We start from the raw sequence: 25,775 nt of genomic DNA, 5'->3' as shown, positions 1-25,775 counted from the left end.
GTTTATCCTCTTTCGTTACCGCCGACACGGGGCGGGTTACAAAACAGCACCGCCAGCATTGCTGGCGGTGTGGAATCAGGCAGTCAGGCGGTGTGAGTCTTGCGCGATGACCAGCTCTTCGTTAGTTGGGATAACGATAGCCGGACGGGTGCCTTCTTTGTTGATGAAGCCAGACTTGCCGAAACGCGCAGCCAGGTTACGCTCGTGATCAACGTCGAAGCCCAGAACGCCGAGTTTGCCCAGAGACAGTTCACGAACCATAGCCGCGTTCTCACCGATACCACCGGTGAAGATAACCGCGTCCAGACGACCGTCCATCAGCGCAGTGTAAGAACCGATGTATTTCGCCAGACGGTGGCAGTAAACGTCCATTGCACGTTTAGCGTCTGCTTTCTCTGCGTAGTTGTCTTCAACATAGCGGCAGTCGCTGGTGACTTCGGTCAGACCCAGCAGGCCAGACTCTTTAGTCAGCATTTTGTTGATGTCGTCAACGCTCATGCCCAGAGTGTCGTGCAGGTGGAAGATGATCGCCGGGTCGATGTCACCGGAACGGGTACCCATCACCAGACCTTCCAGCGGGGTCAGACCCATGGAGGTATCAACACATTTACCGTTGCGGATAGCAGAAACAGAACCACCGTTGCCCAGATGGCAGGTGATGATGTTCACTTCTTCAACAGGTTTGTTCAGGATTTTTGCGGCTTCCTGAGTCACAAAGAAGTGGCTGGTGCCGTGCGCGCCGTAACGACGTACGCCGTGCTCTTTGTACAGGCTGTATGGCAGGGCATAGAGGTAAGACTCTTCCGGCATGGTCTGATGGAACGCGGTGTCGAACACGGCCACGTTTTTGTCTTTCAGATTCGGGAAGGATTTCAGCGCTTCAGCGATACCGATCAGGTGCGCCGGGTTGTGCAGCGGAGCAAAAGAGGCAGAATCTTTGATGCCCTGGATAACAGATTCGTCGATCACGACGGAGCTGGTGTATTTTTCGCCGCCGTGGACGATACGGTGACCAATCGCAGTCAGCTGAGCAGACAGTTCTGGTTTTTGTGCCAGAATAGTGTTAACGATAAAGTTCAGCGCTTCACTGTGAGCGGCGCCTGCACCTAAAGCCGCTTCTTGTTTGCTGCCGTCCATCTTCCACTTGATACGTGCTTCAGGCAGATGGAAACATTCGGCCAAACCAGAGAGGTACTCGTCACCGTTGAGCGCATCGATGATGGCGAATTTCAGTGAGGAGCTACCGCAGTTCAGAACCAGTACTAACTTACTCGACATGGAAGTACCTATTATTGATACGTGGCTAAAAAAACGTCAGTGAGTCTAACAGCGTAACGCATGATGACTCGGACATTTATGATTAACATCATGCCAAACGAACATTGTGGCATGATGGAAGAAATAACTATGATTTTATGCCATTTTGCACAATTTTCAGCCAATGGCATAATGTGCGATAATTTGACGAGTGAATGATTCTCGTCTATGGCCCAATCAGGCTGGCACAGGATACCCGATACGGGGTAGCGATGACAAAATATTTTGAACGTTGTCATAGCCTGTTGTGGTTTTGCACAAAAATTTTAATTTTTATACGTGAAGTTGAGGTACAGCCATGTCGACACCCGAAACCCCTACCGTGAATTTCTTCAGTCTGTTTCGTCGGGGACAGCATTACGCAAAGACGTGGCCGATGGAAAAGCGCCTTGCGCCAATGTTTATTGAGAATCGCACCATCCGCGCCACGCGCTACGCGATTCGCTTTATGCCCCCTGTCGCCATTTTTACCCTGTGCTGGCAAATAGCGTTAGGCGGACAGCTTGGCCCGGCCGTGGCGACAGCACTCTTTGCGTTAAGCCTGCCGATGCAGGGGCTGTGGTGGTTAGGAAAACGGTCCATCACGCCACTGCCACCTTCTATTTTACACTGGTTTTATGAAGTCCGTGGAAAACTGGAGGAGGCCGGGCAGGCGCTTGCTCCGGTTGAAGGCAAGCCGGATTACCAGGCGCTGGCGGATACGTTAAAGCGCGCTTTTAAGCAGTTGGATAAAACATTCCTCGATGACTTGTGATTGATCATCGAAACGACTAACAAAAAAAGGCACAGTAACAAACCGTTACCGTGTCTTTTTTTTACAGTGCAATGCGCTACAGGAGTCGAAAGATGGAAATGACCCATGCTCAACGTCTGATTTTGTCTAACCAGTACAAAATGATGACAATGCTTGATCCCGATAACGCTGCGCGCTACAGCCGCCTGCAGACTATCGTCGAACGGGGGTTTGGTTTGCAAATGCGCGAACTGGACCGCGAGTTTGGTGAGCTGAAAGAAGAAACCTGCCGCATCGTGATCGACATTATGGAGATGTACCACGCCCTGCATGTTTCCTGGACTAATCTCAAAGATCAGCAGTCCATTGACGAGCGCCGTGTCACCTTCTTAGGCTTTGATGCAGCGACGGAAGCGCGTTATCTGAGCTATGTCCGCTTTATGGTGAATACCGAAGGGCGTTATACCCACTTCGATGCGGGTACCCACGGCTTTAACGCGCAGACCCCAATGTGGGATAAATACCAGCGCATGCTGAGCGCGTGGCACGCCTGCCCGCGTCAGTACCATTTAAGCAGCAACGAAATTCAACAAATCATTAATGCGTGACGGAGGTGCGTGTGCAGTGTAGAGGTTTTCTGTTTGATCTGGACGGTACGCTGGTGGATTCGCTGCCGGTTGTGGAGCGTTCATGGTGCCATTGGGCTGACAGGCATGGTATCGACCATCAGGACGTACTGAATTTCATCCATGGCAAGCAGGCCATAACCTCATTGCGGCACTTCTTAGCGGGGCGTTCTGAGGAGGAGATTCAGGCGGAGTTCAAATACCTGGAGCAGATTGAGGCCACCGATACAGAGGGTATCACTGCACTGCCTGGCGCACGCGAACTGCTTGAACATCTTAACGAAGCGCAGATCCCGTGGGCTATCGTCACGTCCGGCTCTGTTCCGGTCGCGCATGCCCGTCACAAAGCGGCCGGTTTACCGAAGCCCGAGGTGTTCATTACCGCTGAACGCGTTAAACGCGGCAAGCCAGAGCCGGATGCGTTTCTGCTTGGCGCTGAACTGCTGGGCCTCGCTCCCGCTGAGTGCGTGGTCGTGGAAGACGCGGCGGCCGGCGTGCTGGCCGGGCTGAACGCCGGGAGTCACGTCATTGCCGTTAACGTTCCGGCGGGGTCTCCCCGGCTGAGTGAGGCGGACTTTGTGCTGGATTCCCTGACGGCACTGGCGGTGTCTAAGGCGCCCGATGGCGTTGTAACCGTCTCGCTAAAAATGTAATCCCATGATTTAGCCCCACGTTGCTGGGGCTTTTTTATGGCAAAATTCCTCATCTTCCACTGACAAGGATAGGTTGTGAACGGTGAACTGATTTGGGTCCTGAGCCTGCTTTTAATCGCCATTATTCTCTTCGCCACAGGCAAGGTGCGCATGGATGCCGTTGCCCTGTTTGTCATCGTCGCGTTTGTGCTGAGCGGCACGCTTACGCTACCGGAAGCTTTCTCCGGGTTCAGCGATCCTAACGTTATCCTGATTGCCGCCCTGTTTATTATTGGCGACGGCCTGGTGCGCACCGGTGTGGCGACCATCGTGGGCGCGTGGCTGGTTAAAGTGGCCGGCAGCAGTGAAACCAAAATGCTGATCTATCTGATGCTGACGGTTGCCGGGCTGGGGGCGTTTATGAGCTCAACGGGCGTGGTCGCTATTTTTATCCCGGTGGTACTGAGCGTCTCCATGCGGATGCAAAGCTCGCCATCGCGACTGATGATGCCTCTGAGTTTTGCCGGTTTGATAAGCGGTATGATGACGCTGGTGGCGACGCCGCCGAACCTTGTCGTAAACAGTGAGCTGCTCCGGGAAGGTTTTCAGGGCTTCAGCTTTTTCAGCGTCACCCCGTTGGGTCTGGTGATTCTGGCGATGGGCGTGGTCTATATGCTGCTGACCCGTTTTGCCCTGAAAGGCGAGAACCAGGACAGAAACAAAGACGGGTGGAAGCGGCGCACTTTCCGCGATCTCATCAAAGAGTACCGCCTCACCGGGCGGGCACGGCGTCTGGCCATTCGCCCCGGCTCGCCGATGGTCGGCCAGCGTCTTGACGACCTGAAACTGCGCGAGCGCTATGGGGCGAACGTGATCGGCGTGGAACGCTGGCGCCGTTTTCGCCGGGTGATCGTCAACGTCAATGGCGTATCGGAATTTCGGGCGCGTGACGTCCTGCTGATCGATATGTCCACTGCGGATGTGGATTTGCGCGAGTTCTGCAGCGAACAACTGCTGGAGCCAATGGTGCTGCGCGGGGAGTATTTCTTCGATCAGGCGCTGGATGTCGGTATGGCTGAAGTCTCGCTGATCCCCGAGTCCGAACTGTTGGGCAAAACCGTGCGCGAAATGGGGTTCCGCACCCGGTATGGCCTGAACGTCGTGGGGCTGAAGCGCGACGGCGTGGCGATGGAAGGGGCCGTCGTGGATGAACCGATCCTGCTGGGGGATATCTTCCTTGTGGTGGGAAACTGGAAGTTGATTAGCCAACTCGGGCAAAAAGGGCGTGATTTTGTGGTGCTCAACATGCCGGTTGAGGAGAGCGATGCGTCTCCGGCGCACAGCCAGGCGCCGCACGCGATTTTTTGTCTGGTGCTGATGGTCGCGCTGATGCTGACTGATGAAATTCCAAACCCCATAGCCGCCATCATTGCCTGTCTGCTGATGGGGAAATTCCGCTGTATCGACGCCGAGAGCGCTTATAAAGCCATTCACTGGCCGAGCATCATTCTTATCGTGGGGATGATGCCTTTTGCCCTCGCGCTGCAAAAAACCGGCGGGGTAGATTTAATCGTTAAAGGGCTCATGGACATGGGCGGCGGGTACGGACCGTATTTGATGATGGTGTGCCTGTTCATTATGTGCGCCACGATCGGGTTGTTTATCTCCAATACCGCCACGGCGGTGCTGATGGCACCCATTGCGCTGGCGATGGCGAAATCCATGGGCGTGTCACCCTACCCGTTTGCGATGATGGTGGCGATGGCGGCTTCCGCGGCATTTATGACGCCGGTTTCATCCCCGGTCAATACGCTGGTGCTGGGGCCAGGAAATTATAAATTCAGTGATTTTGTAAAGATTGGCGTGCCATTCACCGTACTGGTGATGGTGGTGTGCGTGGTGTTAATTCCGGTTTTATTCCCGTTTTAGCGTGAGCGCAGAAACGTAGGCCGGGTAAGGCGAAGCCGCCACCCGGCTAAAATTACAACGGTGAATCCTGGCTAATCTCATCCAGCGATAAATGGAAGCTCGGCACAAATACCTGCATAAAATAATCCATCTCGTCGCTGCGACGGGATGCCAGGGTTTTTTCCAGACGCGTTTTCGCCAGTAAAAACTCGTTATTGCCCGCAGACAACTCTTCAAGACACTTCAGATAGGCGCACAGCGCGTCGGCCTGTTTGACCAGCGACTTTTCATCTTCCGTATACTGATGCTCGTCGATGAGCGGTTCAAAGATATCGCGCAGCTCCTCCGGCACCATGTCGATCAACTTCTGCTGGGCGATTTTCTCAATGGCCTTATATTCCTGCGCAATCTGTGAGTTGAAATATTTCACCGGTGTCGGCAGATCACCGGTTAACACTTCTGACGCGTCGTGGTACATCGCCAGCAATGCGATGCGCTCGGCATTCACCTGCCCGTTAAATTTGCGGTTTTTAATGGCGGCCAGCGCGTGCGCGACCATGGCAACCTGAAGACTGTGCTCTGATACGTTCTCTGTGCGCACGTTGCGCATCAGCGGCCAGCGGTTGATGAGTTTCAGGCGGGAGAGGTGGGCAAAGAAATGACTCTGACTCATAGGTTACCTTTTGTCTTCACTGCGACAGGACTTCATTGTGCGGGGAGGGGAGGCAAGATGCAAATTTGCGGATTTTGTAGGCCGGGTAAGCGCAGCGCCACCCGGCAGAATGGCTACGTTACTGATGATAACCTGAGAGGAATCGCCCGAAGCGGCTGATAGCCATTTCGAGATCGTCCTCGCGCGGCAGCGTCACGATACGCACATGGTCCGGCCACGGCCAGTTAAATGCTGTCCCCTGAACCAGCAGCACTTTTTCCTGCAACAGGAAATCGAGCACCATCTTCTGATCGTCGTGAATATTGAAGCGCTTCGCGTCGATTTTCGGGAACATATAGAGCGCCCCATTTGGCTTCACGCAGGAGACGCCCGGGATATCGTTGATCAGCTCCCACGCGCGGTTACGCTGTTCGTACAGGCGGCCTCCAGGGACGATAAACTCGCTGATGCTCTGATAGCCACCGAGCGCGGTCTGGATTGCATGCTGTGCCGGCACGTTGGCGCAAAGACGCATAGACGCCAGCATTTCCAGCCCTTCAATATAGCCTTTGGCGTGCTTTTTCGGGCCGTTGAGTACCATCCAGCCCTGGCGGAAACCGGCCACACGGTAGGTTTTAGACAGGCCGTTAAAGGTAACGGTCAACAGGTCCGGGGCCAGCGCGGCAATGGAGTGGTGTTGCGCCGCGTCATAGAGGATCTTGTCGTAAATTTCGTCGGCAAAAATGATCAGGTTGTGCTGGCGGGCGATCTCAACGATCTCCATCAACAGCTCTTTTGAGTAGACCGCGCCCGTCGGGTTGTTCGGGTTGATAATTACGATGCCGCGCGTGCGAGGGGTAATCTTCGCGCGAATATCATCCAGATCCGGGAACCAGTCAGAGGATTCGTCGCAAAGATAATGGACAGCTTTACCGCTGGACAGTGATACGGCAGCCGTCCACAGCGGATAGTCTGGCGCGGGAACCAGCATTTCGTCACCGCTGTTCAGCAGCGCCTGCATGGCCTGGACGATCAGTTCAGAGACACCGTTGCCAATGTAGATATCTTCTACGGTAACGTCACGCATGCCGCGAGCCTGGTAGTGCTGCATAATGGCTTTACGTGCGGAATAAAGTCCTTTTGAGTCGCAATAGCCTTGAGCTGTGGGCAGGTTGCGGATCACATCAACCAGAATCTCATCCGGCGCTTCAAAACCAAATGGCGCAGGGTTACCAATGTTGAGCTTCAGAACCTTATTGCCTTCTTCCTCAAGGCGTTTTGCCTCTTTCAGAACCGGGCCACGGATGTCATAACAGACGTTATCTAGCTTGCTGGATTTTTCGATAGGGGACATGAACCTTTAACCTTTTCGCTATTATTGCCACTCCCTGCCGTGGAAGTCAGCACGGAATAATGTACTCCCCCCACGCTTCGTTTTGAAGGGTGTGCAGTAGAAGATTTTGTGCATGTTGTGAAATTCTGGTGAATCTTTTTTGCTGTTTGTTGACGCTTTTACTGTCGTAACGTAAGGTCAAATGCGCTGGTTAAGGGGGATTGTGCTGAAAATAATTGTAAAAAATGGATATTATCCCGGTGGAAAATAAATGACCCGTAGAGGAGAGACAGAAGTCACGCTGCGTGACTTTTCGTAAAACCTGAGTGTTGAAAAAATCTTGCAGTAATAGCCTGCAGCGGCTAAAAGTTACTCATGTGAAAATAATGTTAAGTGTTATTAATGAATGACCTTAATCGAAATTAAAATTTATTTATTATTAACCAACAAAATGCAACTTTAGTTAATTTTAATAAAATTAGTTGAGAAGCTTAACAAAGCGCTTTACTCCTTAATATTGCAATAAGACTTATAAATAAAGTGGATTTGGGTTAAGATGTCTTTAGGTAAAGCAGATGAAAGATACCCAAATGTTGTATATCTGAAACTGGTTTTCCGATTTAATTGATTGTTATTGTTAGAGTTATCTCTGGCTGGAATGTGTAAAACATCTCCTGCTACGTTGACAGCGCTGCGATAAAGATGGCAGAAAAGGTGTCACGCCTTTAATGTAATTTACATAAACCTGCGAACATCTAAATATCCTGAACGTTTAAGAGAATAAAAATATCGTCATGAAACGTGCTTTCTGACTGTTGATATAAAGCAGCACAATAACTATCTGTCAGGCAGTCTGCCGGGCCGGGATGCGAGGGAAAATCTTCAGAGGGAATTGCTTAACTGTTACACACACAGCTTCAACCCGGGCAGCTCCGCACGAGCAACCTGAAAGTGAATAGATATGATAAATGCAAATCGTCCGATAATGAATCTCGACCTCGATCTGCTGAGAACGTTTGTTGCGGTCGCCGATCTCAACACTTTTGCAGCAGCTGCTGCCGCCGTCTGCCGAACTCAGTCCGCCGTTAGCCAGCAAATGCAGCGGCTGGAGCAACTGGTCGGTAAAGAGCTTTTTGCCCGTCACGGACGCAATAAGCTCTTAACGGAACACGGTATTCAGCTACTGGGTTATGCCAGGAAAATTCTTCGCTTTAATGATGAAGCATGTATGTCACTTATGTTTAGCAACCTTCAGGGGGTGTTAACCTTAGGGGCATCTGATGAGTCAGCGGATACAATATTACCGTTTCTTCTCAACCGAATTAGTTCGGTTTATCCGAAACTTGCGCTGGATGTGAGCGTCAAGCGCAATGCTTTTATGGTTGAGATGTTAAATGAGAATAAGGTCGATCTGGTGGTCACCACGCATCGTCCCGGGCAGTTTGATTGCCTGACGTTGCGCAGATCGCCGACGCACTGGTATTGCGCGGCTGAATATGTGTTGCAAAAAGGGGAGCCCGTTCCACTGGTTTTACTGGACGATCCGAGCCCTTTCCGCGATATGGTGCTGACAGCATTAAATGAAGCCAATATTCCATGGCGTCTGGCGTATGTAGCGTCCACGCTGCCTGCGGTGCGTGCCGCCGTCAAAGCAGGACTTGGCGTAACGGCCCGTCCGGTGGAGATGATGAGCCCTGACCTGCGCGTTCTCGGTAAATCTGATGGTCTTCCTGCGCTGCCAGATACTGAGTATCTGCTTTGCCATAATGCGTCCAGTCATAACGAGCTGGCGAAAGTGGTGTTCGAGGCGATGGAAAACTACCATAACCCGTGGCAGTACGAGCATGTTACCTCCGAAGGAGGGGATGATTCCCTGATCGTTGAAGGTGACTTTGAGTGATCAAACGCTCAAAATTCTGGTAACAAAATGTAAGTGTAAAAAAAAGCCACTCGTGTCGTTTTCGCACGCAGTGGCTTTTTTATGTCAATATTATCCCTGTTTGACGAAGGGGCTTCATAAATAGTATCTGTTTATCAATGCCATAAATGCTTTTGCTTAAATCTTGTTCGTTTTCAGTTCTAACTTCATCCATAACCTAACGATGTTAAAAAAACAGCAAATATGTTGCTGGTTTTTTGGTTGAATTAACAAAAGCGTGTCTCAGATCAAGAAAATACTCCTATTTGGGGGGAGGAATCGTTGGCAAATCCTGTCAAAATAGGAGGGTTATTTTTTTTACTTCCAAAACGGACACGATTCAACAACCTGCATTTGACGGAAAGTCATGTACCCACCAGGGTTAAAGGGCACCAAATGTTAATGAGAATCGCTCGATGTAATTTAATGTGAAGAAACCTTTGTTAAAGTTGACAAAAGGTTATAGAAAGGAGTAAAAAACCCCATCATTTTGCTGTCTACGTCTCATTTCAGACAGTTAGTGTAAGGTTATTTGTTCCTCCCCATGAATCGATGTGATGCCTATCTGCCAGCAAGAGCAGTGTCGTCGGTATCACTTTTGATGAGTAAGCAATGAGTATGTCAACATCCACAGAAGTCATCGCTCATCACTGGGCATTCGCAATCTTTCTTATTGTAGCCATTGGCCTGTGCTGCCTGATGTTAGTCGGCGGCTGGTTCCTGGGCGGTCGCGCCCGTGCAAGGCACAAAAACACACCTTTCGAATCAGGTATTGATTCAGTAGGTTCCGCTCGCTTACGCCTGTCTGCCAAGTTCTATCTGGTAGCGATGTTCTTCGTCATCTTCGACGTGGAAGCGCTCTACCTGTTCGCATGGTCGACCTCCATCCGCGAAAGTGGTTGGGTGGGCTTTGTCGAGGCCGCAATTTTCATTTTAGTGTTACTGGCCGGTCTGGTTTATCTGGTGCGTATTGGCGCGCTTGACTGGACGCCTGCGCGTTCACGTCGTGAACACATCAACCCGGAAAACAGTATCTCTAATCGTCAGCAGTAACAGCGAGGCAATAAGATGGATTATACGCTCACCCGCATAGATCCTAACGGTGAGAATGACCGTTACCCCCTGCAAAAACAGGAGATCGTAACCGACCCCCTGGAGCAAGAAGTCAACAAAAGCGTGTACATGGGCAAACTCGAACATGCCATGCACGATATGGTCAACTGGGGTCGTAAGAACTCTATCTGGCCCTACAACTTTGGCCTTTCTTGCTGCTACGTTGAAATGGTGACGTCATTCACTGCGGTGCATGACGTTGCGCGTTTTGGCGCCGAGGTACTGCGTGCATCCCCGCGTCAGGCTGACCTGATGGTGGTAGCCGGTACCTGCTTTACCAAGATGGCACCTGTTATTCAGCGTCTTTATGACCAGATGCTGGAGCCAAAATGGGTTATTTCCATGGGCGCATGTGCAAACTCTGGCGGCATGTACGACATTTATTCCGTTGTGCAGGGCGTTGATAAGTTCATTCCGGTGGATGTTTACATCCCGGGCTGCCCGCCGCGTCCAGAAGCCTATATGCAGGCGCTGATGCTGCTGCAGGAGTCTATCGGTAAAGAGCGTCGTCCGCTTTCATGGGTTGTTGGCGATCAGGGTGTCTACCGCGCGAACATGCAATCTGAGCGCGAGCGTAAACGTGGTGAACGTATTGCCGTCACCAACCTGCGTACGCCTGACGAAATTTAATTTGCGCCTGTGGGCCTGGAGAACACCTTCGCATATCACTACTCAAATAGCGCGAAGCCAGGCTTAACAGTCACCACGGACCATTTGCAATGGTGAACAATATGACCGACTTAACCGCGCAAGAAGCCGCATGGCAGACACGGGATCATCTGGATGACCCCGTCATTGGCGAACTGCGCAACCGTTTTGGGCCGGATGCCTTTACCGTTCAGGCGACCCGCACCGGGGTACCCGTTGTTTGGGTGAAGCGTGAACAATTACTGGAAGTGGTCGATTTCCTCAAGAAATTGCCAAAACCTTACGTCATGCTGTTTGACTTACACGGCATGGATGAGCGTCTGCGTACTCACCGCCAGGGTCTACCTGCAGCGGATTTTTCCGTTTTCTACCACCTGATCTCAATAGACCGCAACACGGATATCATGCTCAAGGTGGCATTGTCTGAAAACGACATGCATCTGCCGACAATCACCAAACTTTTCCCGAACGCGAACTGGTATGAGCGTGAAACCTGGGAAATGTTCGGCATGACCTTCGACGGCCACCCACATCTGACGCGCATCATGATGCCGCAGACCTGGACCGGCCACCCGCTGCGTAAAGACTACCCGGCACGTGCAACCGAATTCGACCCGTTTGAGCTGACCAAAGCCAAGCAGGATCTGGAGATGGAAGCACTGACCTTCAAGCCGGAAGACTGGGGCATGAAGCGTGGTACCGAAAACGAGGACTTCATGTTCCTCAACCTCGGTCCGAACCACCCGTCTGCGCACGGTGCATTCCGTATTATTCTTCAGCTTGATGGCGAAGAGATTGTCGACTGCGTTCCTGACATCGGTTACCACCACCGTGGTGCTGAGAAGATGGGCGAGCGTCAGTCCTGGCACAGCTACATTCCGTATACCGACCGTATCGAGTACCTCGGCGGTTGCGTCAACGAAATGCCTTACGTGCTGGCCGTTGAGAAACTGGCGGGTATCGTTACGCCGGATCGCGTTAACGTGATTCGCGTAATGCTGTCAGAACTGTTCCGTATTAACAGCCACCTGCTGTACATCTCCACGTTCATTCAGGACGTCGGCGCGATGACCCCGGTCTTCTTCGCCTTTACCGATCGTCAGAAAATCTACGATCTGGTGGAAGCGATTACCGGTTTCCGTATGCACCCGGCCTGGTTCCGTATCGGCGGTGTGGCACACGATCTGCCGCGCGGCTGGGATCGTCTGCTGCGTGAATTCCTTGACTGGATGCCAAAACGTCTGGCCTCTTACGAGAAAGCCGCACTGCGCAACACCATCCTGAAAGGCCGTTCCCAGGGCGTTGCTGCCTACGGCGCAAAAGAAGCGCTGGAGTGGGGGACGACAGGTGCAGGTCTGCGTGCGACCGGTATTGATTTCGACGTGCGTAAAGCCCGTCCTTACTCTGGCTATGAGAACTTCGACTTTGAGGTCCCGGTGGGCGGCGGTGTTTCCGACTGCTACACCCGCGTGATGCTGAAAGTGGAAGAACTGCGCCAGAGTCTGCGCATCCTTGAGCAGTGCCTCAACAATATGCCGGAAGGCCCGTTCAAAGCGGATCACCCGCTGACCACGCCGCCACCGAAAGAGCGCACGCTGCAACATATCGAAACCCTGATCACTCACTTCCTGCAGGTTTCCTGGGGCCCGGTCATGCCGGCGCAAGAATCCTTCCAGATGATTGAAGCGACCAAGGGTATTAACAGTTACTACCTGACCAGTGACGGCAGCACCATGAGCTACCGTACCCGCGTGCGTACGCCGAGCTTTGCGCACCTGCAGCAGATCCCGTCCGCCATTCGCGGCAGTCTGGTCTCCGACCTGATTGTGTATCTGGGTAGTATCGATTTTGTTATGTCAGATGTGGACCGCTAATTATGCACGAGAATCAACAACCACAAACCGAGGCTTTTGAGCTGAGTGACGCAGAGCGTGCCGCCATTGAGCACGAGATGCACCACTACGAAGACCCGCGTGCGGCGTCCATTGAAGCGCTGAAAATCGTACAGAAACAGCGTGGTTGGGTGCCGGATGGGGCGATCTACGCGATCGCAAAAGTGCTGGGTATTCCGGCCAGTGACGTAGAAGGCGTAGCCACGTTCTACAGCCAGATCTTCCGTCAGCCGGTGGGCCGCCATGTGATCCGCTACTGTGACAGCGTGGTCTGCCACATTACCGGTTATCAGGGCATTCAGGCTGCCATTGAGAAGAAACTCAATATCAAGCCGGGCCAGACCACGTTCGATGGTCGCTTTACTCTGCTGCCAACCTGCTGCCTGGGTAACTGCGACAAGGGGCCGACCATGATGATTGATGAGGATACTCACAGCCATCTGACGCCGGAAGCGATTCCTGACCTGCTGGAGCAGTACAAATGAAAACTGTAATTCGTACTGCTGAGACGCATCCGCTGACCTGGCGTCTGCGTGATGACAAACAGCCGGTATGGCTTGACGAATACCAGAGCAAAAACGGCTATGCCGGTGCGCGTAAAGCCCTTGGCGGCATGGCGCCGGACGACATCGTTAACGCGGTGAAAGAGTCGGGCCTGAAAGGCCGCGGCGGCGCAGGTTTCTCCACCGGTCTGAAGTGGAGCCTGATGCCGAAAGACGAATCCATGAACATCCGTTACCTGCTGTGTAACGCTGATGAAATGGAGCCGGGCACCTATAAAGACCGCCTGCTGATGGAACAGTTGCCGCACCTGCTGGTGGAAGGCATGCTGATCTCCGCCTTCGCGCTGAAAGCGTACCGTGGCTATATCTTCCTGCGCGGTGAGTACATCGAAGCGGCGGAAAACCTGCGTCGTGCGATTGCCGAAGCCACCGAAGCCGGTCTGCTGGGTAAAAACATCCTGGGCACGGGTTTTGACTTCGAACTGTTTGTGCACACCGGTGCCGGGCGATATATCTGCGGTGAAGAGACCGCGCTGATTAACTCCCTGGAAGGCCGCCGCGCGAACCCGCGTTCCAAGCCACCGTTCCCGGCAAGCTCCGGCGTATGGGGTAAACCGACCTGCGTCAATAACGTTGAAACCCTGTGTAACGTTCCGGCTATCCTCGCCAACGGCGTGGAGTGGTATCAGGGCATCTCTTCAAGTAAGGATGCCGGTACCAAGCTGATGGGCTTCTCCGGTCGCGTGAAAAACCCGGGTGTCTGGGAACTGCCGTTCGGTACCACCGCACGCGAAATTCTTGAAGACTACGCGGGCGGCATGCGTGATGGCCTGAAATTCAAAGCCTGGCAGCCAGGTGGGGCAGGGACAGACTTCCTGACCGAAGCCCATCTTGACCTGCCAATGGAATTCGAAAGCATTGGTAAAGCAGGCAGCCGTCTGGGTACGGCGCTGGCGATGGCCGTCGACCACGAGATCGGCATGGTTTCGCTGGTGCGTAACCTGGAAGAGTTCTTTGCCCGCGAGTCCTGCGGCTGGTGTACACCTTGCCGTGACGGACTGCCGTGGAGCGTGAAAATCCTGCGTGCTATCGAACGTGGCGAAGGTCAGCCGGGCGATATCGAGACACTTGAGCAACTGTGTCGATTCCTTGGCCCTGGTAAAACCTTCTGTGCCCACGCACCGGGTGCCGTCGAGCCGCTGCAGAGCGCGATTAAATATTTCCGCGACGAATTCGAAGCAGGCATCAAGCAGCCGTTCAGCAATACCCATTCTATCAATGGGATTCAGCCGAACCTGCTGAAAGCACGCTGGTAAAGACAGAATTTTGATTAACGCTCGGTTACGACCGAGCCAACTGGAAGCATGCTAATGGCTACGATTCATGTAGACGGCAAAGAATACGAAGTCAACGGGGCGGACAACCTTCTGGAAGCTTGTCTGTCTCTTGGCCTCGATATTCCGTACTTTTGCTGGCATCCGGCGCTGGGCAGCGTCGGTGCTTGCCGCCAGTGTGCGGTGAAGCAATATCAAAACGCGGAAGACACGCGTGGTCGCCTGGTGATGTCCTGTATGACGCCAGCCACCGAAGGCACCTTTATTTCGATTGATGACGAAGAAGCCAAACAGTTCCGCGAAAGCGTGGTGGAGTGGTTGATGACCAACCACCCGCACGACTGTCCGGTCTGTGAAGAGGGCGGTAACTGCCACCTTCAGGATATGACCGTAATGACCGGTCACAGCTTCCGTCGCTATCGCTTTACTAAACGTACCCACCGTAACCAGGATCTGGGGCCGTTCATCTCTCACGAAATGAACCGCTGCATCGCCTGCTACCGCTGCGTGCGTTACTACAAAGACTACGCAGACGGTCAGGATCTGGGCGTGTATGGCGCGCATGACAACGTCTACTTCGGTCGCCCGGAAGACGGAACGCTGGAAAGCGAGTTCTCCGGTAACCTGGTAGAAATCTGCCCGACCGGCGTATTCACGGATAAAACCCACTCCGAGCGTTACAACCGTAAATGGGACATGCAGTTTGCGCCTAGCATCTGCCAGCAGTGTTCCCTCGGCTGTAACACCAGCCCGGGTGAGCGTTACGGCGAACTGCGTCGTATCGAAAACCGTTACAACGGTACCGTTAACCACTACTTCCTGTGCGACCGCGGTCGTTTCGGCTATGGCTATGTGAACCTGAAAGACCGTCCGCGTCAGCCGGTTCAGCGCCGTGGTGACGACTTCATTACCCTGAACGCTGAGCAGGCGATGCAGGGCGCGGCAGATATTCTGCGTCAGTCTAAGAAAGTGATCGGTATCGGTTCCCCGCGCGCCAGCATCGAAAGCAACTTCGCGCTGCGTGAGCTGGTTGGGGCTGAGAACTTCTATACCGGCATCGCCGAGGGCGAGCAGGAACGTCTGCAGCTGGTTCTGAAAGTGCTGCGTGAAGGCGGTATTCATACCCCTGCGCTGCGCGAAATTGAATCCTACGATGCGGTTCTGGTGTTGGGTGAAGACTTGACTCAGACCGGCGCACGCGCGGCTCTGGCGGTTCGTCAGGCGGTGAAAGGAAAAGCACGTGAAATGGCTGCCGCGCAGAAAGTGGCTGACTGGCAGATTGCGGCGATCCTGAACATTGGTCAGCGTGCGAAGCATCCTCTGTTTGTGACCAACGTCGACAATACCCGTCTGGACGATATCGCTGCGTGGACCTACTGCGCGCCGGTTGAAGATCAGGCACGCCTTGGCTTTGCCATCGCCCACGCGCTGGACAACAACTCTCCCGCCGTTGAACTGGATCGCGATCTGCAAAACAAGGTTGACGTGATTGTTCAGGCCCTGGCAGGTGCGAAGAAACCGCTAATTATTTCCGGTACCAACGCCGGTAGCGCGGAGATCATTCAGGCGGCAGCTAACGTGGCGAAAGCGTTGAAAGGCCGTGGTGCAGATGTTGGTGTGACCATGATTGCCCGTGCGGTGAACAGCATTGGTCTGGGTATGATTGGCGGCGGCTCGCTGGAAGCGGCGTTAAGCGAACTGGAGTCTGGTTCTGCGGATGCCGTTGTGGTGCTGGAAAATGACCTGCATCGCCATGCTTCTGCCGCTCGCGTTGACGCCGCGCTCTCCAAAGCGCCGCTGGTCATGGTCATCGACCATCAGCGCACCGCGATCATGGACAAAGCACACCTGGTGCTCTCTGCGGCAAGCTTCGCAGAAAGTGACGGTACCGTTATCAACAACGAAGGTCGCGCACAGCGTTTCTTCCAGGTCTATGATCCGGCGTACTACGACAGCAACACCGTGATGCTGGAAAGCTGGCGCTGGCTGCACTCCCTGCACAGCACCGTACAGAGCCGTGAAGTGGACTGGACGCAGCTTGACCACGTTATCGACGCGGTGGTGGAAAAACTGCCTCAGCTGGCGGGCATTAAAGATGCAGCCCCTGAAGCAAGCTTCCGTATTCGCGGCCAGAAACTGGCACGTGAACCGCACCGCTACAGTGGCCGTACCGCAATGCGTGCCAACATCAGCGTACACGAACCGCGTCAGCCGCAGGATAAAGACACCATGTTCGCCTTCTCAATGGAAGGGAACAACCAGCCGTCTGCGCCGCGTTCGCAAATCCCGTTCGCATGGGCTCCGGGCTGGAACTCCCCGCAGGCGTGGAACAAGTTCCAGGCTGAAGTGGGCGGTTCCCTGCGCCACGGCGATCCGGGCGTGCGTCTGATTGAAGCGTCTGAAACCGGTCTGGATTTCTTCACGACCGTGCCAGCAAGCTTCCAGGCCCAGGACGGTAGCTGGCGTATTGCGCCGTACTACCATCTGTTCGGTAGCGACGAGCTGTCCCAGCGTTCACCTGTCTTCCAGACCCGTATGCCGCAGCCGTACATCAAGCTCAACCCGGCGGATGCCGCAAAGCTTGGCGTTAACGCGGGTGCGAACATTGCCTTTAGCTATGACGGCCAGACCATCAGCCTGCCGCTGATTATCTCTGAAAGTCTGACAGCAGGGCAGGTGGGGCTGCCGATGGGTATGCCAGGCATCGCGCCGGTTCTGGCGGGTGCGCGTCTTGATAATCTGCAGGAGGCAAAAGCATGAGTTGGTTAACGCCGGATCTTATCGACATCCTGCTGAGCATTCTGAAAGCGATTGTTATCCTGCTGGTGGTGGTCACCTGCGGCGCGTTCATGAGCTTCGGTGAACGTCGTCTGCTCGGTCTGTTCCAGAACCGTTACGGACCGAACCGCGTGGGCTGGGGTGGTTCACTCCAGCTGGTCGCGGACATGATCAAGATGTTCTTTAAAGAGGACTGGATCCCGCGCTTCTCGGACCGCGTGATCTTTACGCTGGCTCCGATGATCGCCTTCACCTCGCTGCTGCTGGCATTTGCTATCGTTCCCGTTAGCCCGACCTGGGTGGTCGCTGACCTGAACATCGGCATTCTGTTCTTCCTGATGATGGCAGGCCTCGCGGTTTACGCGGTCCTGTTCGCAGGCTGGTCCAGTAACAACAAATACTCGCTGCTGGGTGCGATGCGTGCTTCCGCGCAGACGCTGAGCTACGAAGTGTTCCTGGGACTCTCCCTGATGGGCGTGGTGGCGCAGGCCGGTTCATTCAACATGACCGACATCGTCAACAACCAGGCTGACATCTGGAACGTTATCCCGCAGTTCTTTGGTTTTATTACCTTTGCTATCGCGGGCGTGGCAGTGTGTCACCGTCACCCGTTTGACCAGCCAGAAGCCGAACAGGAACTGGCCGACGGTTACCACATCGAATATTCCGGTATGAAGTTCGGTCTGTTCTTCGTGGGCGAGTACATCGGTATCGTCACCATTTCCGCGTTGATGGTAACGCTGTTCTTTGGTGGCTGGCATGGCCCGTTCTTACCGCCGTTCATCTGGTTCGCGCTGAAAACCGCGTTCTTCATGATGATGTTCATTTTGATTCGCGCAGCGTTACCGCGTCCACGTTATGACCAGGTAATGTCCTTCGGCTGGAAAGTGTGCCTGCCGCTGACGCTCGTCAACTTGTTGGTAACGGCAGCTGTCATTCTCTGGCAGCAGCCATAAGGGGCTATAGACCATGACCTTAAAAGAATTACTGGTAGGCTTCGGTACCCAGGTACGCAGTATCTGGATGATCGGCCTGCACGCGTTTGCCAAACGCGAAACCCGGATGTACCCGGAAGAGCCGGTATATCTGCCGCCGCGCTACCGTGGTCGTATTGTGCTGACGCGCGACCCGGACGGTTCCGAGCGCTGCGTTGCCTGTAACCTGTGTGCGGTAGCGTGTCCGGTCGGCTGTATCTCTCTGCAGAAAGCAGAGACGGTAGATGGCCGCTGGTACCCTGAGTTCTTCCGCATCAACTTCTCACGCTGCATTTTCTGCGGTCTGTGTGAAGAAGCGTGCCCAACCACGGCGATTCAGCTGACTCCAGACTTCGAGCTGGGTGAGTACAAGCGTCAGGACCTGGTGTACGAGAAAGAGGATCTGCTGATTTCCGGTCCGGGCAAATACCCGGAATATAACTTCTACCGGATGGCGGGTATGGCAATCGACGGCAAAGATAAGGGCGAAGCAGAGAACGAAGCTAAGCCTATCGACGTCAAGAGCCTGTTACCGTAAGGAGAGGGCAATGGAATTCGCTTTTTATATCTGTGGCCTTATCGCCATCCTGGCTACGCTGCGAGTGATTACGCACACCAATCCGGTGCATGCGCTGCTGTACTTAATCATCTCGCTGCTGGCTATCTCCGGGGTGTTCTTCGCACTGGGCGCGCACTTCGCCGGTGCGCTGGAAATCATCGTCTACGCCGGGGCCATTATGGTGCTGTTCGTGTTCGTCGTGATGATGCTGAACCTGGGCGGCTCTGAAATTGAGCAGGAACGTCAGTGGTTAAAACCGCAGGTGTGGATTGGTCCGGCAATTTTGTCGGCCATCATGCTGGTGGTGATTGTTTACGCCATTCTGGGCGTGAACGATCAGGGCATCGACGGCACGCCGATCGGCGCTAAAGAGGTGGGTATCACGCTCTTTGGCCCATACGTTCTGGCGGTGGAACTGGCCTCTATGCTGCTGCTGGCAGGCCTGGTGGTTGCTTTCCACGTTGGTCGCGAAGAGCGTGCTGGCGAGGTGCTGAGCAACCGCACTGACGACCGCGCGAAAAGAAAAACGGAGGAGCGCGCATGATCCCCTTAACACATGGACTGATCCTCGCTGCGATTTTATTCGTTCTGGGTCTGACCGGTCTGGTTATCCGCCGCAATCTGCTGTTTATGCTGATCGGTCTGGAAATCATGATTAACGCTTCCGCGCTGGCCTTCGTGGTCGCCGGAAGCTACTGGGGCCAGACCGATGGTCAGGTGATGTACATTCTCGCCATCAGCCTCGCGGCTGCCGAAGCGAGTATTGGCCTGGCGCTGTTGCTGCAGCTCCATCGTCGCCGCCAGAATCTGAACATCGATTCAGTAAGTGAGTTGCGTGGATGAACATGCTTGCCTTAACCATTATTTTTCCGCTGATTGGCTTCGTGCTGCTGGCGTTTTCTCGCGGCCGCTGGTCTGAGAATCTGTCTGCGACCGTGGGCATTGGCTCAATCGGTCTGGCTGCGCTGGTCACAGCGTATGCGGGGATCGACTTCTTTAACAACGGACGTCAGCCTTTCAGCGTGCCGCTGTGGACCTGGATGTCGGTCGGTGATTTCAACATCGGCTTCAACCTGGTGCTGGACGGCCTCTCGCTGACCATGCTCTCCGTGGTCACCGGCGTTGGCTTCCTGATCCACATGTTCGCCTCCTGGTATATGCGCGGTGAAGAGGGTTACTCCCGCTTCTTCGCCTACACCAACCTGTTTATCGCCAGCATGGTGGTTCTGGTGCTGGCCGATAACCTGCTGCTGATGTATCTGGGCTGGGAAGGCGTGGGTCTGTGTTCTTACCTGCTGATTGGCTTCTACTACACCGATCCGAAGAATGGCGCAGCGGCCATGAAAGCGTTCGTCGTGACCCGCGTGGGTGACGTCTTCCTCGCTTTCGCGCTGTTCATTCTTTACAACGAACTGGGCACGCTGAACTTCCGCGAAATGGTGGAACTGGCGCCAGCGCACTTCGCTGCAGGCAACAACATGCTGTGGTGGGCAACGCTGATGCTGCTGGGTGGCGCTGTGGGTAAATCCGCACAGCTGCCGTTGCAGACATGGCTGGCCGACGCGATGGCGGGTCCAACCCCTGTCTCCGCACTGATCCACGCCGCGACCATGGTCACCGCCGGTGTCTACCTGATTGCGCGTACCCATGGCCTGTTCCTGATGACCCCGGAAATTCTGCATCTGGTGGGTATCGTCGGTGCGGTCACGCTGGTGCTGGCAGGCTTTGCTGCGCTGGTACAGACCGACATCAAACGCGTTCTCGCGTACTCCACCATGAGCCAGATTGGTTATATGTTCCTGGCGCTGGGCGTTCAGGCGTGGGACGCGGCCATTTTCCACCTGATGACGCACGCGTTCTTTAAAGCGCTGCTGTTCCTCTCATCCGGTTCGGTGATTCTGGCCTGCCACCACGAGCAGAACATCTTCAAGATGGGCGGACTGCGTAAGTCCATTCCGCTGGTGTATGTCTGCTTCCTGGTGGGCGGCGCGGCGCTGGCGGCACTGCCGCTGATCACCGCGGGCTTCTTCAGTAAGGACGAAATCCTTGCGGGTGCCATGGCGAATGGTCATATCAATCTGATGGTTGCGGGTCTGGTCGGTGCATTCATGACCTCCCTGTATACCTTCCGTATGATTTTCATCGTATTCCACGGTAAAGAACAAATTCACGCTCACGCAGGGAAGGGGATTACCCACCACCTGCCGCTGATTGTGCTGCTGGTACTGTCCACCTTCGTTGGCGCAATGATTGTGCCGCCGCTGCAGGGCGTACTGCCAGACACCACCGAGCTTGAGCACGGTCGCGTTCTGACGCTTGAAATCACCTCCGGTGTAGTCGCTATTGCGGGCATCCTGATTGCGGCATGGCTGTGGCTGGGCAAACGCACGCTGGTGACCGCCGTTGCCAACAGCGCGCCTGGCCGTCTGCTGGGCACCTGGTGGTACAACGCGTGGGGCTTCGACTGGCTGTACGACATGATCTTCGTTAAGCCGTTCCTGGGCATTGCGTGGCTGCTGAAGCGCGACCCACTGAACAGCCTGATGAATATCCCGGCGATCCTCTCCCGCTTTGCAGGTAAAGGCCTGCTGTACAGCGAGAACGGTTACCTGCGCTGGTATGTGGCGTCCATGAGCATCGGTGCGGTTGTCGTGCTGGCGCTGCTGATGGTGTTGCGTTGATCGTTAAGTGAATTTTATTCGAATTCGTTGAAAATCAGGCCCCTGCTGGGGGCCTTAAAAAGGAATGTAAATCGCCATGTTACTACCCTGGCTAATATTAATTCCCTTCATCGGCGGCTTCCTGTGCTGGCAGACTGAACGCTTTGGCGTGAAGATGCCGCGCTGGATCGCGCTGATCACCATGGGATTGACGCTCGCGCTTGGCCTGCAACTGTGGTTGCAGGGCGGTTACTCACTGACCCAGTCTGCGGGCATCCCGCAGTGGCAGTCTGAGTTCATCCTGCCCTGGATCCCACGTTTCGGTATTACCATCCACCTGGCGATTGACGGTCTGTCGCTGCTGATGGTGGTGCTGACCGGTCTGCTCGGTGTTCTGGCGGTACTCTGCTCCTGGCGAGAAATCGAAAAATACCAGGGCTTTTTCCACCTGAACCTGATGTGGATCCTGGGCGGCGTGATCGGCGTGTTCCTTGCCATCGACATGTTCCTGTTCTTCTTCTTCTGGGAGATGATGCTGGTGCCGATGTACTTCCTGATCGCGCTGTGGGGCCACAAGGCATCCGACGGTAAAACGCGTATCACGGCGGCGACCAAGTTCTTCATCTACACCCAGGCGAGCGGTCTGGTGATGTTGATTGCCATTCTGGCACTGGTGTTTGTTCACCATAACGCAACGGGCATCTGGACCTTCAACTACGAAGATCTGCTGAAAACCCCGATGTCACACGGCGTTGAATACCTGCTGATGCTGGGCTTCTTCATCGCATTCGCGGTGAAAATGCCGGTGGTTCCGCTGCACGGCTGGCTGCCAGACGCGCACTCTCAGGCACCCACTGCGGGTTCCGTTGACCTGGCGGGCATCTTGCTGAAAACCGCGGCCTACGGTCTGCTGCGCTTCGCGCTGCCGCTGTTCCCGAATGCGTCCGCTGAGTTTGCCCCGATTGCCATGTGGCTCGGTGTGATCGGTATCTTCTACGGTGCCTGGATGGCCTTCACGCAGTACGACATCAAGCGTCTGATTGCCTACACCTCCGTTTCCCACATGGGCTTCGTGCTGATTGCCATCTACACCGGCAGCCAGCTGGCGTACCAGGGCGCGGTGATCCAGATGATTGCGCACGGTCTGTCCGCTGCCGGCCTCTTCATCCTGTGTGGTCAGCTGTACGAACGTCTGCACACGCGTGACATGCGCATGATGGGCGGTCTGTGGAGCAAAATTAAATGGCTGCCAGCGCTCTCCATGTTCTTCGCGGTTGCCACCCTGGGGATGCCAGGCACCGGTAACTTCGTCGGCGAATTTATGATTCTGTTCGGCAGCTTCAAAGTGGTGCCGGTGATCACCGTGATCTCCACCTTTGGTCTGGTGTTCGCTTCCGTCTACTCGCTGGCGATGCTGCACCGCGCTTACTTCGGTAAAGCGAAGAGCGAAATTGCTGCACAAGAACTGCCGGGGATGTCGCTGCGTGAGCTGTTCATCATCCTGCTGCTGGTCGTACTGCTGGTGCTGCTGGGCTTCTTCCCGCAGCCGATTCTGGATACCTCGCACAGTGCGATGGGCAACATCCAGCAGTGGTTTGTTAATTCTGCTTCTACTACAAGGCCGTAAATCGCCATGACAATAACTCCACAACAACTGATTGCGCTGCTACCGCTGCTGATCGTCGGATTGACGGTGGTGGTTGTGATGCTCTCCATTGCGTGGCGACGCAATCACTTCCTGAATGCCACGCTGTCGGTCATCGGCCTGAACGCCGCGTTAGTCTCTCTCTGGTTTGTTGGCCAGGGCGGTGCGATGGACGTCACGCCGCTGATGCGCGTTGACGGCTATGCCATGCTCTACACCGGTCTGGTGCTGCTGGCGAGCCTGGCGACCTGTACCTTTGCGTACCCATGGCTCGAAGGCTACAACGACAACAAAGAAGAGTTTTATCTGCTGGTTCTGATTGCCGCGCTGGGCGGCATTCTGCTGGCGAATGCTAACCATCTGGCCGCGCTGTTCCTCGGTATTGAGCTGATCTCTCTGCCGCTGTTCGGTCTGATTGGTTACGCCTTCCGTCAAAAGCGCTCTCTGGAAGCAAGCATCAAGTACACCATCCTGTCTGCTGCTGCGTCCTCGTTCCTGCTGTTTGGTATTGCGCTGCTGTACGCACAGTCCGGTAACCTCTCTTTCATGGCGCTCGGCAAGAGCCTCGGCGACGGCATGCTCCACGAGCCGCTGCTGCTGGCGGGTCTGGGCATGATGATTGTAGGCCTTGGCTTTAAACTCTCACTGGTTCCGTTCCACCTGTGGACACCAGACGTATACCAGGGCGCGCCTGCGCCGGTGTCGACCTTCCTGGCGACAGCGAGCAAAATCGCTATCTTCGGTGTGGTCATGCGTCTGTTCCTGTACGCGCCGGTGGGTGACAGTGAAGCGGTTCGCGTGGTGCTGGGCATCATCGCGTTCGTCTCCATCATCTTCGGTAACCTGATGGCGCTGAGCCAGACCAACATCAAGCGTCTGCTGGGCTACTCGTCCATCTCTCATCTGGGCTACCTGATGGTGGCGCTGATTGCGCTGCAGAGCGGTGAAATGTCGATGGAAGCCGTGGGCGTGTATCTGGCCGGTTACCTGTTCAGCAGCCTCGGCGCCTTCGGCGTGGTGAGCCTGATGTCCAGCCCATACCGTGGCCCGGATGCCGACTCACTGTTCTCTTACCGTGGTCTGTTCTGGCACCGTCCGATCCTGTCCGCGGTGATGACCGTGATGATGCTCTCTCTGGCGGGTATCCCGATGACGCTGGGCTTTATCGGTAAATTCTACGTGCTGGCCGTCGGTGTGCAGGCACACCTGTGGTGGCTGACTGCCGGTGTGGTTATCGGTTCCGCGATTGGTCTCTACTACTACCTGCGCGTTGCCGTGAGCCTCTACCTGAGCGCGCCTCAGCAGCTCAACCGCGATGCGCCATCTAACTGGCAGTACAGCGCCGGTGGTATCGTAGTGCTTATCTCAGCCCTGCTGGTGCTGATCTTCGGTATCTATCCGCAGCCGCTGATTGATATCGTGCAGCGAGCGATGCCATTAATGTAAAAGTAAAACCCGCCTCGGCGGGTTTTTTTATGGTTTTCTCCCTCTCCCTGTGGGAGAGGGACGGGGTGAGGGCACCAGCCCGCACCAGACCTAAGCCAGCTGCTTCCGGCTAATCAACGGCCCATCAATCTTCTTCATCGAGCGATCCAGCACCTCTTCAATCACCGACGACAGCTCGTTCAGCTCAAACTTCGCCACGTACCCGTCCGCCTTCACCTTGCGAATATGGTCTTCGTTGGCGTTGCCGGAAAGGGAAGAGTGGATCACCACCGGAATATCCTTCAGTACCGGGTCGGTTTTGATTTTGCGCGTCAGCGTAAAACCGTCCATCTCCGGCATTTCGAGGTCGGTCAGCACCAGGGCAATCTTATCGGTGATCGGCACACCTTCGGCCTGCGCCTGAGCGGCCAGCAGGCTAATTTTTTCCCACGCATCTTTGCCGGTGATATGCAGCTGCGCCGGGATCTCCATCGCCTGCAAACCTTTCTCCAGCATCGAGCGCGCCACTTTGGAATCTTCCGCCACAATCGCCACGGAACCCGGCTTGATGTTGAATTTAGTGGTCTTCAGATTCGTGGCGTGCAGGTCGTGGTTCGCCGGGGTGATGTCATACAGGATCTGCTCAACGTCCAGCACCATCGCCAGTTCGTTGGTATCGGCCTTCTCGTCCAGGCAGGCAATACTGGTGATGTAGCGCCCGCTGACGGCAGTTTCCGCCGCGTGCACCTGCTTCCAGTCCAGACGCATGATGTTCTCAACCGACTCCACGGCAAACGCCTGCACGCTGCGGGCATATTCGGTAATCAGCAGGATGTTCAGCCCGGTGGTGGGTTTACAGCCCGCCACGGCGGCCAGATCGATAACCGGGATCACCTGATCGCGAATATTCACCATCCCCATCAGCGGAGACTTCATCCCGGCAGGTTTCGTGAACTCCGGCATCGGTACAATTTCGCGCAGCTTGAAAACGTTAATACCAAACAGCTCGGATTTGTTGTCGTTCAGAGAGGTGCCAAGACGGAACAGCAACAGTTCAAAACGGTTCGACAGGGTCAGATTCGCCCTGTCATCAATATCTTTCTGGAAATTATCCATTCTACCCTC

At 54.7% G+C, this 25,775-nt stretch carries 22 protein-coding genes; 18 read left to right on the top strand and 4 right to left on the bottom strand.

Annotation, left to right across the window (positions count from 1 at the left end; all coding sequences use genetic code 11):
- Positions 1-75 precede the first annotated feature (75 nt).
- Entirely contained in the window at positions 76-1,278 is a 1,203-nt protein-coding gene (gene ackA / locus ACMGGM_RS06655) for an acetate kinase (RefSeq protein WP_414149159.1), read from the bottom strand.
- A 337-nt stretch (positions 1,279-1,615) separates the two neighbouring features.
- Here ackA and yfbV point away from each other — a divergent pair, with 337 nt between their 5' ends.
- The 4 genes from yfbV to ACMGGM_RS06635 all read left to right on the top strand — a co-directional run bounded on the left by yfbV (position 1,616) and on the right by ACMGGM_RS06635 (position 5,237).
- A complete protein-coding gene (gene yfbV, locus ACMGGM_RS06650; RefSeq protein WP_014884642.1) occupies positions 1,616-2,071 on the top strand; it encodes a terminus macrodomain insulation protein YfbV in 456 nt (151 codons plus the stop codon).
- Between the two features lie 92 nt (positions 2,072-2,163).
- Entirely contained in the window at positions 2,164-2,658 is a 495-nt protein-coding gene (locus tag ACMGGM_RS06645; protein ID WP_008502874.1) for a YfbU family protein, read from the top strand.
- An 11-nt stretch (positions 2,659-2,669) separates the two neighbouring features.
- Entirely contained in the window at positions 2,670-3,329 is a 660-nt protein-coding gene (locus ACMGGM_RS06640; protein ID WP_059373646.1) for a sugar phosphatase, read from the top strand.
- 75 nt (positions 3,330-3,404) lie between these two features.
- A complete protein-coding gene (locus ACMGGM_RS06635; protein ID WP_063943736.1) occupies positions 3,405-5,237 on the top strand; it encodes an SLC13 family permease in 1,833 nt (610 codons plus the stop codon).
- A gap of 52 nt (positions 5,238-5,289) precedes the next feature.
- On the opposite strand, the gene yfbR is transcribed toward ACMGGM_RS06635, so the two are convergent.
- Complete coding sequence (gene yfbR, locus ACMGGM_RS06630; protein WP_014884639.1) at positions 5,290-5,889, bottom strand: 5'-deoxynucleotidase; 600 nt, start codon at positions 5,887-5,889, stop codon at positions 5,290-5,292.
- A gap of 118 nt (positions 5,890-6,007) precedes the next feature.
- Positions 6,008-7,222 (bottom strand): alanine transaminase AlaA, encoded by a 1,215-nt coding sequence (alaA, locus tag ACMGGM_RS06625; protein ID WP_003861471.1) that lies wholly within the window; start codon positions 7,220-7,222, stop codon positions 6,008-6,010.
- 940 nt (positions 7,223-8,162) lie between these two features.
- Between alaA and lrhA the strand changes: the two genes are divergently transcribed.
- From lrhA to nuoN, 14 genes are all read left to right on the top strand, one after another.
- Positions 8,163-9,101 (top strand): transcriptional regulator LrhA, encoded by a 939-nt coding sequence (gene lrhA / locus ACMGGM_RS06620; protein ID WP_014884638.1) that lies wholly within the window; start codon positions 8,163-8,165, stop codon positions 9,099-9,101.
- Positions 9,102-9,731: 630 nt separating this feature from the next.
- Positions 9,732-10,172 carry an NADH-quinone oxidoreductase subunit NuoA gene (gene nuoA, locus ACMGGM_RS06615; RefSeq protein ID WP_014171000.1) on the top strand — a complete coding sequence of 147 codons (441 nt, stop codon included), beginning with the start codon at positions 9,732-9,734 and terminating at the stop codon, positions 10,170-10,172.
- Between the two features lie 15 nt (positions 10,173-10,187).
- Positions 10,188-10,862 carry an NADH-quinone oxidoreductase subunit NuoB gene (gene nuoB / locus ACMGGM_RS06610; RefSeq protein ID WP_003861482.1) on the top strand — a complete coding sequence of 225 codons (675 nt, stop codon included), beginning with the start codon at positions 10,188-10,190 and terminating at the stop codon, positions 10,860-10,862.
- A gap of 89 nt (positions 10,863-10,951) precedes the next feature.
- Positions 10,952-12,754, top strand: a complete 1,803-nt coding sequence (gene nuoC / locus ACMGGM_RS06605) for an NADH-quinone oxidoreductase subunit C/D (protein ID WP_014884637.1) — start codon at positions 10,952-10,954, stop codon at positions 12,752-12,754.
- A 2-nt stretch (positions 12,755-12,756) separates the two neighbouring features.
- On the top strand, positions 12,757-13,257 hold the full coding sequence (gene nuoE / locus ACMGGM_RS06600) for an NADH-quinone oxidoreductase subunit NuoE (protein WP_014884636.1): 501 nt from the start codon (positions 12,757-12,759) through the stop codon (positions 13,255-13,257).
- The gene (gene nuoF, locus ACMGGM_RS06595) at positions 13,254-14,591 is read left to right on the top strand and encodes an NADH-quinone oxidoreductase subunit NuoF (protein ID WP_003861487.1); all 1,338 of its coding nucleotides are present in this window, start codon (positions 13,254-13,256) and stop codon (positions 14,589-14,591) included. Before nuoE ends, nuoF begins: the two co-directional genes overlap by 4 nt.
- 54 nt (positions 14,592-14,645) lie before the next feature.
- Positions 14,646-17,369 carry an NADH-quinone oxidoreductase subunit NuoG gene (gene nuoG, locus ACMGGM_RS06590; protein WP_023330966.1) on the top strand — a complete coding sequence of 908 codons (2,724 nt, stop codon included), beginning with the start codon at positions 14,646-14,648 and terminating at the stop codon, positions 17,367-17,369.
- On the top strand, positions 17,366-18,343 hold the full coding sequence (gene nuoH / locus ACMGGM_RS06585) for an NADH-quinone oxidoreductase subunit NuoH (RefSeq protein ID WP_008500211.1): 978 nt from the start codon (positions 17,366-17,368) through the stop codon (positions 18,341-18,343). Before nuoG ends, nuoH begins: the two co-directional genes overlap by 4 nt.
- Positions 18,344-18,356: 13 nt before the next feature.
- Entirely contained in the window at positions 18,357-18,899 is a 543-nt protein-coding gene (nuoI, locus tag ACMGGM_RS06580; RefSeq protein WP_003861491.1) for an NADH-quinone oxidoreductase subunit NuoI, read from the top strand.
- Between the two features lie 10 nt (positions 18,900-18,909).
- Positions 18,910-19,464 (top strand): NADH-quinone oxidoreductase subunit J, encoded by a 555-nt coding sequence (nuoJ, locus tag ACMGGM_RS06575; RefSeq protein WP_008500212.1) that lies wholly within the window; start codon positions 18,910-18,912, stop codon positions 19,462-19,464.
- Entirely contained in the window at positions 19,461-19,763 is a 303-nt protein-coding gene (gene nuoK, locus ACMGGM_RS06570) for an NADH-quinone oxidoreductase subunit NuoK (RefSeq protein WP_003861496.1), read from the top strand. Before nuoJ ends, nuoK begins: the two co-directional genes overlap by 4 nt.
- Positions 19,760-21,601, top strand: a complete 1,842-nt coding sequence (gene nuoL, locus ACMGGM_RS06565) for an NADH-quinone oxidoreductase subunit L (protein WP_014884634.1) — start codon at positions 19,760-19,762, stop codon at positions 21,599-21,601. The genes nuoK and nuoL overlap by 4 nt, the downstream gene beginning before the upstream one ends.
- 76 nt (positions 21,602-21,677) lie before the next feature.
- Entirely contained in the window at positions 21,678-23,207 is a 1,530-nt protein-coding gene (gene nuoM, locus ACMGGM_RS06560; RefSeq protein WP_014884633.1) for an NADH-quinone oxidoreductase subunit M, read from the top strand.
- Between the two features lie 6 nt (positions 23,208-23,213).
- The gene (nuoN, locus tag ACMGGM_RS06555; RefSeq protein ID WP_014884632.1) at positions 23,214-24,671 is read left to right on the top strand and encodes an NADH-quinone oxidoreductase subunit NuoN; all 1,458 of its coding nucleotides are present in this window, start codon (positions 23,214-23,216) and stop codon (positions 24,669-24,671) included.
- 90 nt (positions 24,672-24,761) lie between these two features.
- Here nuoN and ACMGGM_RS06550 read toward each other — a convergent pair whose 3' ends face one another.
- Positions 24,762-25,766 carry a chemotaxis protein gene (locus tag ACMGGM_RS06550; protein WP_014884631.1) on the bottom strand — a complete coding sequence of 335 codons (1,005 nt, stop codon included), beginning with the start codon at positions 25,764-25,766 and terminating at the stop codon, positions 24,762-24,764.
- Positions 25,767-25,775 lie beyond the last annotated feature (9 nt).

Source organism: Enterobacter sp. BNK-14 (assembly GCF_047456095.1).
Classification (GTDB): domain Bacteria; phylum Pseudomonadota; class Gammaproteobacteria; order Enterobacterales; family Enterobacteriaceae; genus Enterobacter; species Enterobacter kobei.
Note: the sequence above shows the minus strand (reverse complement) of the source record. Positions and strands in the feature narration are given on the sequence as shown.